Below are 14,545 nucleotides of genomic sequence, written 5' to 3' on the forward strand. Positions count from 1 at the left end.
CTAGGAATATCTACTCGTTTTCGTTAGCTGATGAGCCAGCAGCCACGGGTTCGTCCTCGTCTGCGGATTCTTCCTTAGTCGCTAGCGGCTGAGCAGCAGCAGGGGAGTTTTCCGGGTCATCGCTGGTGGTGTCTTCTGGGGTCTCTAGATTTTTCTGGGTAGATTCATCGCGGAGGACGGGCAACAACCCGGTACTATCTAGGGTGTCTGCTAGCTGCGAGATTAACTCGCGAGCGTCGGTGATGATGTCTTCACTATTTTGGTGTACCCCGTGCATGAGCCATTCCAAGAGCACTAACTCCGAATTAAGCTCAATTCGCGCGTTAAGCTGGGGATCTTCGTAAAGCCGGAGTTTTCGATACTCCTCTAGGACGGTTTTGGCGAATTCGTCTGAAGATGAGGAAACTACCCAGGCTAAGTCGCGGGCAGGATCGCCGAATCTTGCCTGTCCGAATCCGGTGAGGCCACTGATAACTTCTTTGTCTATATATAGGTAGTTTTCTTGTAAATCCGCGTGGATAAAAGCACTTGCGAAACGCCAGAGGGAAATATCTTCTAAGCGTTCCTCCCAACGTTGCCACAGCCGGGGCGGTACGGCGTGGGTAGGGGCGGCTTCGTCTAACAAACTTAGCCAGCGTCTGCGAATCTGGTCAGCAGAAAAAGTTGGCCGCTCGGCGGCCTGTAGAACCCGAGCCGGAAGCTCATGCAGAGCAGCTAGCGCGGCCCCGAGGGAGGCGGCAAGTTTATCTGAAACCGTTAGATCTTCTGCGCGAGCGGGCCGGCCAGGGAAAGCGGGATGAACGAGGGCGTGCTTTCCACCCACTATCCGTACCGTGTGGGATGGCCAGGGTAGGCAGAAGGGCAGGCGCGCGCCATCATGGGAGAGCGCCTGCATAATCTGAGTTTGGGTTTGTAGCTGATTGTCAGCATGCTCAGTGGTAGGGCAGTTGACTAGCCACTTGCGTTCAGCGGTATCTTGAACTGCGCATACCCGTAGATCTTCGGTTTTAAATCGGGGTGAGCATAGCGAAACGAAGTCGGTTTCGGGTAGCGCAGCGGCGGCCATTGCGGCTAGGGGAAGGAAATCATCCATGTCATTCACGGTTTTAGGTTATCAACTAAGCCACGTTTGTGGGTTGAAGCAACCGGAATAGCTCCATTTTCGGCTGACCTATATATAGGTAGAGAGCGAAATCTTAAGAGAGAATATTAGGAACCTGGTGTGTTTACCTCTCCCGGAAGAAGTAAGGCGGTGCACGCCGGGAAGATTTTGTGTGGCGCTAGGCACTAAAAGATTTGAAGTGATGAAAAAGTTATTAAATCTAGGTCACAGATTGTAGAGTCTGAGGAAGAAAAACCTGGGTGCTGCCAATACTTACCGGCCGGTAAGTATTGGCGTTACAATTTCGTTACAATTAATAATCTGTCTAACGCTGCAGGTCAAAGAGGCTTATTGGAAGTTGGTCTACTTTCCACCGCATAAGTTTTTGAGAATTGTGACACGCATCACCCGTAAATTAGAGCAATTAGCTTGCTTTCATTTGACCGGGTGGTAATATTAATACCAACAAGAAAGAATTCAGGTCGTGAGGGAGACTGAAATGGACAAGGGAACTTCGATCAAGAAGATGGCCGCGTGCGGAATCGCTGCGGCAGCGTTGATTCCTGCTGGCGTGCTCACCGCACAGGCTGCCGAAGGGCTGTCCAATGAGGGCGTTGAGACCACCGTTCAGATTCAGGCTCGTACGACCGAGGTTAGCGGCAACCTAACCGCTAACGATGTTGATGCTACGGCCTATGCGGCCAACAATCTCTCCGCGATTGACCGCATGGGCGGCGCCGGCTCCCTCGCCGGAATTGTTATCTTGGGCGGTATCGGTGCAGCCGGTGCTATTAGCCTTACACGTTCCTTTATGATCGGGTAGATCCTCTTACTACCTGAGAAACCCCGGGCATCCCTCAACTGCCCGGGGTTTTTTGTACCCGGAAAAAGGGGTGGAAATAAACATAAGTTTTATGTTGGGGGGACTTTCTCCGTTTTTGGGATCCTGCGGAATAAGGATTGCTGACTCGGCCTGGTATTGTCTCTTAGCTCCGGGATGGCACTGATAGGATAAAAGCAAAAAGGACTTTAGATGGTTTCCTCTCAAATAGATCCATTTGCGCCGGCAGGAGTGAAGTTTCGTCCGGTTTCCCTGGAACTTATTAAGGTACGCCTAGCAGCGGTCGCACTCGTTCTGGTTTGCTTCATAGCCGTGGCGATAATTCTTTTTTTCGTCCTCCCCGAAAAGTGGATCGGTCTAATATTGATCGCGCTGGTGCTGGCAATAGCCCTCTGGCTGATATGGCTAATTCCACGGCAAGTGCGCGCTATGGGCTGGGCAGTTACGGGAACTGACTTGCAGATTCGCAAAGGGATTATGTTCAAGTCCTTAACTGTGGTTCCCTTGGGCAGACTGCAGTATGTAGACGTAGAAGAAGGCCCCGTCGCCCGTCATTTTGGGATCGCGCAGGTAAAACTGCATACTGCCTCCGCGTCGACAGACGCAGAATTGCCGGGAATTCCGCGTGAACAGGCCGCGCAACTGCGGGAAGAGATTTCTGAACTTGCCGAAACCAATCTTGAGGGTATTTAGATGGGCGATCAATACCAGGCATTAACAAATGAAAACTCTTCGGGATATTCCGAGGACAACACTGCTACAGCTGATAACAGACAGCATTCCCTGACCGTGGCCGATGCTGTTAGTGCCCCTGCCGGTCGAGCAGAAGAATCTACTTGGCGACGAGTACACTGGCTCACCCCGCTCCTGCAAGTGTGGCAGGCTCTGGTGATCATCGTGGTAGTCGTCCTAACCCAGTCGCTCAATAACGTGATCATGCTGATCAAGAACCTCCGGGAAAACGTACCGGGACATCCGGGGATATTGCTGCTAGTGATTGCGGTACCGCTGGCGATGCTAGCGCTGTTAATCATCTACCTGTATTTCGCTTGGCGAGCGACCTCTTGGAAAATAACCGCTACCGACGTGCAGTATCGCCGCGGGATTTTCTTTAAAAAGCACCGGAAGATTCCCCTAGATCGAGTGCAATCAGTAGATGTCTATCGGCCGTTAGCTGCCCGTATATTTGGCTTGGGAGCCTTGCGTGTGGAGTCGGCAGGTGGGCAAGGCTCCCGGGTAGAAATACAGTTCCTCGCCAACAAATATTTAGATCGAGCACGCCGGGAGGTAGTTGCTCGCATAGCTGGGCGTTCCCTCACTGATGAAACCTCTCATCAGACGGGAGCTGAAGGCTTGGTCGGCACGGATCTTTTTGCCGAGGACGATTATCACTTAGCCGCAGACGAGTATGAAGTCTATCGGGTTTCACCAGGACGCCTGATAGCCTCAGTGCTGCTGACTTCCGAAGTTGTTTGGCTGCTAATAATGTCACTAATTGTAGTAATCTGCGTGGTCGTTCTTTTCTTTATGGCGGATCTGACTGTGGAGGGGATAGCCGTGGGGAGTATTATTCCCACCATTATTTCCATTGGAATTATTCCCCTAATGATACTGTCTTATGCCTGGTCACGTTTTAACTCCGGTTTCAATTTCAGTGCCAACATTACCCATGACGGTATCCGGGTCACCTCGGGTCTGCTTGCGCTCAAATCCCAGACTTTGCCACCGGGACGGATTCACGCAATTCGTTTTCTACAACCTTTATTGTGGCGACCTTTTGGCTGGTGGCAAGCTGAAGTTACCCTCGCCGGTCACGGCGTGGAAACCAGTGGCAACCAAAAGAAGCAAGCTGCCGATAACCTGCTGTTGCCAGTAGGAACTCTAGAGCAGGCAAAAATAATTTTAGAAATGGCGATTCGGGATTTAGGGATTAACGAGGGCGCAGAAAGGGAAAAGCTGCTGCAGGAGGCTTTTGACGGTACGAACTCAGATTCGGTTGCCTCTTTCACTACCATTGCTAAAAAAGCCCAGATAATGGATCCTTTCGCCCGTTTTCGCCGTGCCTTTGCTGTTACCGACACCGTGCTGATCTACCGTGATGGATGGATACGGCGCAAAGTTACCTTTGCGCCCCACGAACGCGCGCAATCGGTAACTACCAGCGCTGGTCCCGTGCAGCGGCATCTGGGAGTGGCCGGGGTGCGCCTAGACCTGGTACCCGGCACTGCCACTATGAAGGTTAAGCATCTAGATGCACAGGTGGCAGCTCAGTTAGCTAAGGACGAACTGGCCGCCTCGAAAGTGCGCTCCCGGGTGGAACCAAACGCCCAGTGGGCGGAACGCATGCTGCAAACCCTCCGCCCCATAGGACAGTAATTGCGTCACTGCCACGAGCCGGGCTGGCTCGATAAAAGCACTCCGGGGACTCCATGACCTGCTACGCAGGTCAAGCTCCTCTCGTATCTTTTATCGGCCGCGCCCCGGATTGCCAGTTGCTGGCACTACTAGCGCGGAAAATTTTTCTTCCTGCCGAAGATTGGGGAAACCTTGTGCTGTTTGTCGAATTCTTATGCCACCGCACCTGCTCAGATAAAACTTAGGCAAACTGGAATGCTGAAGTTACCCGAGTCTAGTACTATGTCAATCCGTATGATTGGTTTTGAGGTGAGATGGTATGCAACAGTTTGAGAATAATATCTTGGACACTGCATTGCTGCTCGAAGGGGGAGGGATGCGGGGTAGCTACACCGCGGGTGCCATAAATATGCTCCTGGAAGCGGAAATCCACTTGAATTATGTCGCGGGAATTTCTGCAGGTGCTACCAACTTGGTGAACTATTTAGCTCGTCTTCCGCAGCGTTCAAAGCGCTGCTTTGTGGATATTAGTTCTGACCCCGACTTTGGCGGATGGAAAACGGTGCTAAAAGGTAAGGGGATTTTCGACACTCACCACATGTACTACGACCTGACCGAGCCTGGGGGAATGCTCGAGCTAGACTATGTGCGTTTCGCAGCAAATCCAGCCGAATGGCGGATAGGTGTATACAACGCGCAACGCGGAGAGGAAATATATTTTTCCCAGAATCAGGTGGATTCGGAGCAAAAGCTGACTCACGTATGCAAGGCTTCGGGATCCATGCCTATAGCTACCCCAGTCACTTATATAGCAGGTGAGGCCTGCATGGACGGAGCGATAGGCCCCAGCGGTGGAATTCCCTTGGACGTGGCGCAGGCAGATGGTTACGAAAAGTTCCTGGTTCTGCTGACCCGACCGCGGGAATACCTGAAAGAAAATCGCCTACCCGATTTGGCTTATCGCTGCTTGCTAGCGCGGTACCCGAAGGCTGCTCAGGCTCTTATTGAACGCCCCATAAATTACAACCGAACCCGAGCCGAACTAGAACGTTTAGAGTCCGAGGGTAAAGCTTATGTGTTCTATCCGCAGCATATGGGGGTGGCGAATTTTGAAGATAATCCCGCCAAGCTGGAAGAAAATTTCGCCGCCGGATACGAACAGATGCGAAGGGAACTTCCAAAGGTCAAAGAGTTCTTATGGGGGTGAATCTGAGCGGGTATCCCTGATCTGAATCCGGGGATGAACGCGCAAGACCTATGGAAACCCGGATTCTTTCGCGTGGGATTTCAGATGGACAACAGCATGCACTGTCAGAATTGCAACACAAGGTTATGATTACAAGATGAAAGATAGCTGTCGGGTGCTTACTCGTGACGTAAAGCGGATTTTCGCGGTTCCGCGATCCCTGATTATCGTCATCGGTATCTTGGTCACCCCAGCCCTGTACACTTGGCTGAATATTTTGGCCTTTTGGAACCCCTACAACGCAACGGAAAACCTCCCCATTGCGGTAGTGAATAACGATGTGGGAACGGAATCCTCACTGACTGGTCAGCTAAATGTTGGCGACCTGGTAGTTGACAAATTGTCAGAGAATAAGCAGCTGGGCTGGCAGTTTACAGATCAAGCCACAGCCAATCACAAAATCAGAACCGGGGAAGTTTATGCGACTTTTGTCATCCCCAAGACCTTTAGTAAAGATTTAGTCGATATTTTCAGCGGCCAACTCCATCAGCCGACCATCGCATACAACGTAAATGAAAAGAAAGGCGCTATTGCCCCTAAAATTACCGATGCGGGATCAAATGAACTCGATATTCAAATCACCTCAACTTTCCGGGGCAAGGTAGGCGAGGCCATTGCGCAAGCTTTGCGCGACGGTGCCCTAGAGATCGACATAAATGTTGCTGATGCTCAGGGCAGTGCTTTAGATGCCTTGGGCGGCATTAACCGGGATCTGGCCGATGCGCAAGGCACCTTGGATTCCGCCAGTGCATCTTTGACAGGTTCCTTACAGACTATGAAAAAAGTCCGGGCTACGCTGGCTGCAGCTGACCCGGCATTGGCTGATGTTTCCGCGGCTTTGAGCGACGCGCAAGATGTTTTAGGGACAGTCGTCTCCGATGCTTCCGAGTTTGCTGCCCAGGCGGGACAAGCCAGTATTAGCGCCCAAAAAGCACTCAATGAATCCTCAGCGGCCGCGGATTCAGCGGTCTCGAATGCGACAAATAAACTCGCCGAAATAGACTCGCAGCTGCAATCCGGCATTAAAAGAGCGGATACTTCGATTGAGAAAATGCGTGAGCAGATTGCGATTTTAGAAAGATTCCCGCAGACACAAAAGCTCGCTGCGAAGTTGAAATCTCAGCTGGACGAGATACAGGATCTGCTCGACAAGGTCGGGAAAACCGGTTCGGATGCTACCAAGGCTAGCAAGGATTTGCAGGCACTGATGAAATCCTTTAATCAGTCTCTGACGGACGCGCAACACGGCTCCACTGGTTTGCGGGAGCAGTCCACTCGAACCGCATCTCAGTTAAACTCCCAGGTGACGCAACTGTCGGCGCAGTTGGGAGCCATCAACTCCGCGGTGGGCACCGCGCGGATTTCCCTTAAAGAAATTTCTACACTGACCCACGGGATCGATGACCAGATTAGGGATACCCAAAATGTGCTTGATCAGATGCAGGACAACCTGAACCTGCTGTCCAATACGGCTAGCGGGGCGCAAACCGATGTGGCGACTCTGGCTACCGCGCTCCGGACGGGACCCTTGGAAACAGTCATTGGGCTCGATCCGACCAATATCGGACGCTACCTAACCTCACCAGTAAAATTCGACCAGCAGACGCTCTTTCCCATCAACTCTTATGGTTCGGGAATGGCGGCCATGTTCCTCAATCTCTCCCTGTGGATTGGTGCGCTCATCCTGGTCATAATTTTCCGGGTAGAAGTCGATAAAGAAGGCTTTGACTGGTTGAGTTTGCGCTCGGCTTATCTGGGGCGATTCATGCTCTCCGGGGTGCTGTCCATAGGGCAGGGGCTAATTGTCAGCGTGGGTAGTTTGCTGCTGGGAGTGAAAGCCGCCAACGCTCCCGCTTTCATTGCTACCTCCATGCTGATCGGCCCGTGTTATTTGGCAATTATCTATGCTTTAGCAGCTGCGTTCAGTCACGTGGGACGAGCCCTGGCAATTTTGCTGGTGGTGTTGCAGATTCCCGGCGCCTCGGGCATCTATCCAATCGAGCTCATGCCCAGATTCTTCCGCCAACTGTACCCAATGCTCCCGTTTTCTTACGGCATCGACGCGATCCGAGAAACTATCGGCGGGTTCTATCACGGGCGGTTCTGGCATGTTATGACGATTTTATTGCTCATGAGCGTCACCATGTTCCTGCTAGGGTTTGTGGGGAGGCGTCGTTTCGGTTACTTCACCCAGTTGTTCTACGATGATTTGGCTCGCACCGAACTGGTCGTGAATGAAGACGTTCAGCTACAAAGTCGCGGTTACCGCTTGAGTAACATCATTGCGCTGCTAGCGAACCGGAAAGAATTTTCCACCCGTATCCGGCGACGTCAAGAAGAGTTCAATGCCCGCTATCCCGCTTTGATTAATGGACTGAGCAGCGTGGGGATTTTGGGACTGGTTGTGCTCGGGATGATTTCCTGGCTTACCTCCGCCAGTAAACCAGTGCTTCTGGGGATAGTAGCGGTTTGGGGAGTGGCCATCATGGGGACTCTGGTTGGCGTAGCGGTACTCAAGAGCTCCATCGAACGAGCCGAGAGGCTGTCGCATCTGACGGAAGATGAACTTTTCGAGAGCCTTGCTCGCCAGCGAGAAGCGAATGCTATAAAAACCGAAAATCGGTCGGAGAACCCGAGCAGCGAACATTACCGCAGTCGCAGTAAACGTCGCCTCCTTAGCGCGTCTGTGCGGGCAGACGCTGCGGATGAAAGTACCGAGGAATCGTTGGGCGAATCCGATGCCTCCGCAACCAGTGAGGAGACGCGATGAACGAAGTACTTTTCATTATCCGAGACGACTTTCGTCAGATTCGCAGCAGTATCATGGTTCGGATTTCCCTGGTCCTGTTGATTGTCGTTCCTATGTTCTTCACCTGGTTCAACGTCTTGGCTACCTGGGATCCCTTCTCAAATTCGGGACGGCTGAAGATTGCCGTGGCCAACACCGACGAGGGTTACACCAGCAAAATACTGAACGTCAAAGTCAATGTGGGGGACACGGTACTCAAAGAACTGGCAGTAAATGACCAGTTTGATTGGATAATAACCAGCAAAGATCAGGCTTTGGAGGGTACGCGTTCGGGGGAATATTACGCGACAATTGTGTTACCGGAGGATTTTTCAAAGTCCATGTTTACCTTCTATGCCGGCGGAGCTGCCCCGGCAAATATCACGCTGCACACCAACGAAAAGAAGAACCCACTCTCAGCCAATCTCACCACGCAAGGCGCTCAGGGGGTCACCGCGCAAATCAACACGGCTTTTTCGCAAACCTTGGCAGAAGCCGCCGTGGCTATCGCTGAGGACGTGTCCTCTTATCTAGAGACTGCTGATACTCAGGCAGCTCTGGATCGGCTGAGCAACCACCTCGAAACCCTCTCTGCACAACTGAATTCCGGGGCGAACACCGTTAGTTCTCTGTCTACCTTGATAGGTTCGGCGGTGCCGCTGGCCACCGGAGCAAAACAGCTGGCTGCAGGGGTGCAGGATTCCTTTGAGGAGGCTGTTGACTCCACATTTGATTCCGGGAGAAAAGGTGCTGGCGGAACCACCAATCCCTTCGCATCCGTATCCTCTAGGCTCGACGATGCGGTGAGACTGGCAGAAGGCAATATCTCCGATCTGCAAAAACAATTAGACAAATTGCTGAATTCGGCAACTAGCGCCAGCCAAAGCAGTGCGGACACAGTCGAACAGCTGAAAATCTTGTTGGATAAACAAATCGCTGGTTTCCAACAAACGCGGGACGCACTCGAGCGTGCACTGGGGCCGGACGGGGCGGATTTAGAAGGGAAGGATCCGGCTGTCGACCGCTTGCTGGCCGAGATGGATGCGGCGATTACTCGCCAACAAATCTTGTCGGAGCGACTGGGCAGTATTGCATCTGACCTCCGCAGGGGAGTAACTGTAGATTCTGACCTGAGAAAGAATGCCCGTCAAGCCATAGCAGACGCGCAAAAAGCTATTGCTACTGCTCGATCCAATTTTGAGAAAAACTTACAGCCAAAAATTGAGAGCCTGCGTAAGAACCTGGATTCTGCCGGAAAAAATGTGAAGATTTTCCGTTCCTATCTGCAGGCGGTGCAAACCGATCTGTCGGAAAGTGCGGGCGGGATGATTGCGAGTATGCGTCGCTCCCAAAAGACCTTGGACAATACCGCGAAAAAGATGCGTGACGGAGCCCGCCGCTTGGATCAGGCTCGGGAACAGATTTCATCTGCCCAGTCGCAAGGGGACTTGAAAAAAATCGCCACCACCTTGGGAGCTGACCCCAAAGATTTTGCCCGTCTAATTTCTTCCCCCATAGCGGTAAAACGCAATGCGGTGTTCCCAGTCGTCACTTTTGGGGTAGGGATGACTCCACTATTCACCGTTATCGCCCTATGGGTGGGGGCGCTTCTGGCGGGGGTTTTCCTGCGTACTGATGTTTCTGAGAATGTGGGCAAACGCTACCTGGCCAGTAGGGGAGCCCGGAAAGATCCTGATGCGACCGCTGGGGCAGATGCGAATGCGGAGGAATCGTCCCGGTTGGAAGGGGCAGACACGGAAGCTAGTGAAGCAGAATCGACTCCAGAGGCGAAAACAGCCGCTAAAGCCGCGGGAAAAAAGCCTGTATTTACCGGGGCTCAAGAGTACCTGGGGCGCTACTTTATGTTTTGGGTGATTGGGATGGCGCAATCCACGTTGCTGATGGTTGGGCTGATTGTGTTTGTGGAGATCAAACCAGCCCATCCCTTCCTACTGATCTTGGCAGGATGGGTAATTTCCACCGTCTTTACCGTTATCGTGTATACCTTGGTGGTAGCACTTGCTAATGCGGGTAAAGCCTTAGCGGTGTTGTTACTGGTGTTACAGATTTCTGCTGCTGGTGGAGCATATCCGTTGGAACTATTGCCGCAATGGTTCCAAAACATCAGTCCCTGGCTGCCCGCCACCTATGCGATTAACTTAATGCGTTCGGCTATCGCCGGGATTTATGCGGGGGATTTTGCTTATAACCTGGTGATACTCCTGGTATTCCTGATTCCGAACTTGGTGCTGGGGCTAGTTTTGCGGCGTACGATTGCCGGGCGGATCCACGATATGGCCAAAGAGGTGGAAAAAACGAAAGTCATGTAGCCCGGGCAGGGTGTGCGCGGGGTGGCCGGGCTTTGCCAGTGGAAGGTCGGGAGGAAAAATCCAGCCTCCTCGCGCCCTGGCAGTCCCGCGCCACCGAATCAGCTACGCAGGTTTTCTTTGGCTATGTGGGTGCTGCGGTCAAAGTCCTCAACGTTATTGGCGGAGTTCGCGCCTAAGGGGGAAGAAACCAAAGGCACTTTCTTGAAAGTCAGCGCCGGGTCGTAAGGCATGGGACGCTGGCCTTTGCGGCGCGCGGTGGAAATGATGGTCGCCACCCAGGCCAGGAGCGTCCAGATCGCCAGCACCAGTAGTGCCTTGCCAAATAACAGATCTCCGCCGGCGATCGCGGCGCGGATAGTACGCGCCACATGGGTCATGGGGAGCAGGGGGCTGAGGAACTGGAAGAACCTCGGCGCGGTTTCTACCGGGAAAGTTGCACCGGTGGAGGTAATTTGCAAACACAGTAGGATTACCGAAAGGGCGCGTCCTCGATATCCGAGGGCGGCTACACAGGCTTGGTTTACTGCCACGAATCCAATGGAGGCTAATACTGCTATCAGCAATAGTGCCCCAAAATTTTGGGCATCTAGCTTTAGGAACAGTTGCAGGCCAGTTACTACGGTAACTGCTTGCAGAGCTCCGAAGAGCGACCCGATCGCCATAGATCGGAAACCGCAGCTCCAGAAACTCTCTTCGGGGCGACGCCGTAAATCTAGAGCCGGGAAAATCAAGAAGATCGCAATCCCACCGATCCACAAGCAGAGCGCCATGAAGAAGGGGGCGAATCCGGCGCCGTTATCATGGACCGGGTTTTGACGGATAGATTCCACATCGGCGACTCCACTAGCCGCTTGGGCGACCTTTTGGGCCTGTCCCTTTTCAACGGTAGGCACCTGCTTAGCGCCATCGCGCAGTCCATCTTCCAGGCTGGAAGCACCTGCAGTCAGTTTTCCGATTCCACTCGATAACTGTTTTCCGCCATTGGAGGCTTTGCTCGCCCCTTGGGAAAGGGAATCAAGACCGCCACTGAGAGCATTAGCCCCCGTGCGTAACTGCGCGGAATTCTTATCTAGGGTAGAGGCTCCGGCAGAAAGCTTCTGCACCCCCCGTTGCGCCTGGTCTAAACCATTCGCCAAGGCATAAGTGCCATCTTTTAGAGTCGGCTTTTGCTTTCCGGCTTGGGCGGGCGGAGTGAGAGCGGTTTGCCGGCTCAGCTCCTTAACTCCTTTATCGGCTGCGTTCAGCTTCGCTTTCATTTGCTGCGGGTCAAGCTGGGATAACTTTCCTACCATTTGTAGCATTCCCTGTGCTTGAGCAATCTTTGTCGAAAGTTGTTGCAGGGTTAATCCCTGCTCAGAAGCCATTTTGGCTAGAGCGACGCACTGGGGAAATGTGGGAAGCACTGCGGGAGGTACCTGCGCGCACTGGTCAACTGCGCCCTTAAACTGGGTAAGGAACTGGGCGATTTTTGCGGTATCGACTCCAGAATTTGCTAGGGGAGCCAGCAAATCAATCAACTGGTTCCCATCTTTTGCCAGTTTGCTAACTTCAGGTTGCATAGCAGCTATCTGCTGGTGAATTTGATCAATACCGCCATCAACTTGTTTGGCTCCCGCAGTTAGTTTTGGCATATTCCCATTGAGCTGCCCTAGTCCGGAGCTGAGACTGGAAACCCCGCCGGTATAGGCGGTGATTCCATCCCTTAGTTTCAGGGAGCCATCGCGAATCTTGACACTGCCATCAGCTAATTCGCCTAATCCCACTACTAGGGTATCGGCTCCACTTCCTAACTGATCTCCGCCGTCGGCAAGTTTTCCGGCGCCAGAGGCCGCATCGAGGAACCCATCCTTTAGAGGGCCGGTGGAAAGCAATAGTTGATCGATATATCCGGCGGCGCCCTCAGTAGAGAGCGCCGCTTGGAGAGCTAAAGCTGCCGAGGTGGCCATGGTACCTTGCAGATAGTTCACCGCGTCATCGGTTCGCAGCTCTAATTGAGCCTTTCTCGCGGGAACTTCATTTTCTGGGTCGGCGAGTTTGGAATAAGCACTAGAAAGATTATTGGGGATGAGGAGTAGTGCCTTATAGGTACCATCTTTTAACCCGGATTTAGCTTGCGGTAGGGAAGCTTTCGTCCAGTCGAAACCGGGGGCATCGTCTTTATAGAGTTCTTTTTCCAGGCTGGCACCCAGATTGATCGTCTTTTCGCCATTAGCGCTGATAGCGGTAGCTGGTTGGTCTAGGTTTACCACTGCGGCTTTCAGGAGGTTAACCCGTTGCATCGGATCCTCGTACGCCCAGGTAAACAGCCCGGAATACATTAACGGAATCACCAGGATGCCGAGAATTACCACCAGGTTGGAAAGAGTGTTCCAACGGTATTTCTTCTCCATCGTGCCTCCGAATGTTTTTGACTCACTCATTTTCTAAATGGTTAGGATACCCCTAGGTAATAGGCAGTGTTAACTGTTGTTTAGGCTGGCTTTTCGGTAGTAAACCAGCTTCCAGCGGCAATCCCCAGAAACAGGGCGAAACTCGCTATCGGAACGCTCAGTATCCATTTCCCAAAGCTGCGGAGAAATAGTGGGGGCGTGGGCATAACTGGGGTCATCTCCTACATCTAAATCCAGGTAGCTAACCACTAGTTCATCAGCTATCTCCATCCCCTCTTCATAGAGGCGGGCTCCACCGGTGATCCAGCATTTTTGTGCCCCGGAGGCTGCTGCCAATGCTAGCGCTTGGGGAATAGAGGTCGCTACTTTCGCCTCGCTAGCCTGGTAATCCTCTCGCGTAGTTAGCACAATATTTAGCCGTCCGGGAAGAGCTCGTTTCCCTAAAGCTTCAAAGGAACGGCGACCCATAATAATCGGACTTCCGATAGTGGTGGCTTTAAAATGTTTGAAGTCAGCGGGAACATGCCAGAGCATTCCCTGGCCATTGCCAATTACACGGTGCGCGGCTTGCGCCCAGATCATGCCAATCTTCATCGCTGCCTCCTAAACCGCTATCGGAGCCTTAATGGTCGGATGGTGGCGGTAGTTCTCAATCTCGATATCTTCCCACTTATAGGCATAAAGATTGTCGGCGCGGTTAAGACGCAAAGTGGGGAAGGAGTAGGGCTCGCGGGAAAGTTGCTCGCGCACCTGCTCTACATGGTTGTTGTAAATATGGCAATCCCCGCCGGTCCAAATCAGCTCCCCGACTTCTAGCCCGCTTTGTTGAGCCAGCATATGGGTGAGCAAAGAATAGGAAGCGATATTAAAAGGAACGCCCAGGAACATATCGCAAGAACGCTGATACACCTGCAAAGACAGGCGTCCACCTGCCACATAGGCTTGGAATAGTAGGTGGCAGGGGGCAAGCGCCATTTTATCCAGCTCAGAAACATTCCAAGCAGATACCAGCATCCGGCGCGAGGACGGATCATTCTTAATGGTAGAAAGCAGGTTTTCGATCTGGTCGATATTGCCATGAGGGCTGGGCCAAGAACGCCACTGCACCCCGTAAACCGGCCCTAGCTCGCCCTCTTTATCCGCCCAATCATCCCAAATATGAACGTTTTTGTCCTGTAGGGGATGCACATTAGAGTTGCCGGATAAGAACCAGAACAGTTCCTCGGCGACTCCCCGCATGAACACTCGCTTAGTGGTAATCAGGGGGAAAGAATCTCCCAAGTTGTAGCGTAGCTGGGCTCCGAAAAGTGAGCGGGTGCCGGTTCCGGTACGATCGGCCTTCTCGCTGCCAGTTTCTAAAATCTTGGCCAGTAAATCTTCATATTGCCTATCTGCCACGCCGTTAACCTTTCGCTAGTTGTTTGTCCATATTCTAGCCGGTTATTAGCAATTTTATCGCTACCGTTATTTGAGAGCTGAAAACGGAGGTACAG

At 52.6% G+C, this 14,545-nt stretch carries 10 protein-coding genes; 6 read left to right on the forward strand and 4 right to left on the reverse strand.

All coding sequences use genetic code 11. The features are described from left to right. Positions 1 to 10: 10 nt before the first annotated feature. Positions 11 to 1,093 (reverse strand): phosphotransferase, encoded by a 1,083-nt coding sequence (locus F605_RS0105810; protein ID WP_022864954.1) that lies wholly within the window; start codon positions 1,091 to 1,093, stop codon positions 11 to 13. Positions 1,094 to 1,601: 508 nt separating this feature from the next. Here F605_RS0105810 and F605_RS0105815 point away from each other — a divergent pair. The 6 genes from F605_RS0105815 (at position 1,602) to F605_RS0105845 (ending at position 10,662) form a co-directional block, all read left to right on the forward strand. Beyond that, the gene (locus tag F605_RS0105815) at positions 1,602 to 1,925 is read left to right on the forward strand and encodes a hypothetical protein (protein WP_022864955.1); all 324 of its coding nucleotides are present in this window, start codon (positions 1,602 to 1,604) and stop codon (positions 1,923 to 1,925) included. 210 nt (positions 1,926 to 2,135) lie between these two features. Then, entirely contained in the window at positions 2,136 to 2,636 is a 501-nt protein-coding gene (locus tag F605_RS0105820; RefSeq protein WP_022864956.1) for a PH domain-containing protein, read from the forward strand. Then, on the forward strand, positions 2,637 to 4,319 hold the full coding sequence (locus F605_RS0105825) for a PH domain-containing protein (RefSeq protein WP_022864957.1): 1,683 nt from the start codon (positions 2,637 to 2,639) through the stop codon (positions 4,317 to 4,319). A 298-nt stretch (positions 4,320 to 4,617) separates the two neighbouring features. After that, positions 4,618 to 5,505, forward strand: a complete 888-nt coding sequence (locus F605_RS0105835; RefSeq protein ID WP_022864959.1) for a patatin-like phospholipase family protein — start codon at positions 4,618 to 4,620, stop codon at positions 5,503 to 5,505. A 136-nt stretch (positions 5,506 to 5,641) separates the two neighbouring features. Continuing rightward, positions 5,642 to 8,314 (forward strand): YhgE/Pip domain-containing protein, encoded by a 2,673-nt coding sequence (locus F605_RS0105840; RefSeq protein WP_022864960.1) that lies wholly within the window; start codon positions 5,642 to 5,644, stop codon positions 8,312 to 8,314. Further along, positions 8,311 to 10,662: a YhgE/Pip domain-containing protein gene (locus tag F605_RS0105845; RefSeq protein WP_022864961.1), complete on the forward strand. Its 2,352-nt coding sequence runs from the start codon at positions 8,311 to 8,313 to the stop codon at positions 10,660 to 10,662. The genes F605_RS0105840 and F605_RS0105845 overlap by 4 nt, the downstream gene beginning before the upstream one ends. 98 nt (positions 10,663 to 10,760) lie before the next feature. On the opposite strand, the gene F605_RS0105850 is transcribed toward F605_RS0105845, so the two are convergent. Genes F605_RS0105850 through F605_RS0105860 form a run of 3 tightly spaced genes read right to left on the reverse strand, consistent with a single transcriptional unit; the run spans position 10,761 to position 14,450 of the window. After that, positions 10,761 to 13,082, reverse strand: a complete 2,322-nt coding sequence (locus F605_RS0105850; protein ID WP_081639152.1) for a YhgE/Pip family protein — start codon at positions 13,080 to 13,082, stop codon at positions 10,761 to 10,763. A gap of 39 nt (positions 13,083 to 13,121) precedes the next feature. Beyond that, the gene (locus F605_RS0105855) at positions 13,122 to 13,646 is read right to left on the reverse strand and encodes a dihydrofolate reductase (protein WP_022864963.1); all 525 of its coding nucleotides are present in this window, start codon (positions 13,644 to 13,646) and stop codon (positions 13,122 to 13,124) included. 9 nt (positions 13,647 to 13,655) lie between these two features. Then, positions 13,656 to 14,450 carry a thymidylate synthase gene (locus tag F605_RS0105860; RefSeq protein ID WP_022864964.1) on the reverse strand — a complete coding sequence of 265 codons (795 nt, stop codon included), beginning with the start codon at positions 14,448 to 14,450 and terminating at the stop codon, positions 13,656 to 13,658. Between the last annotated feature and the right edge of the window lie 95 nt (positions 14,451 to 14,545).

The organism is Varibaculum cambriense DSM 15806 (assembly GCF_000420065.1).
In the GTDB taxonomy this organism is placed as follows: domain Bacteria; phylum Actinomycetota; class Actinomycetes; order Actinomycetales; family Actinomycetaceae; genus Varibaculum; species Varibaculum cambriense.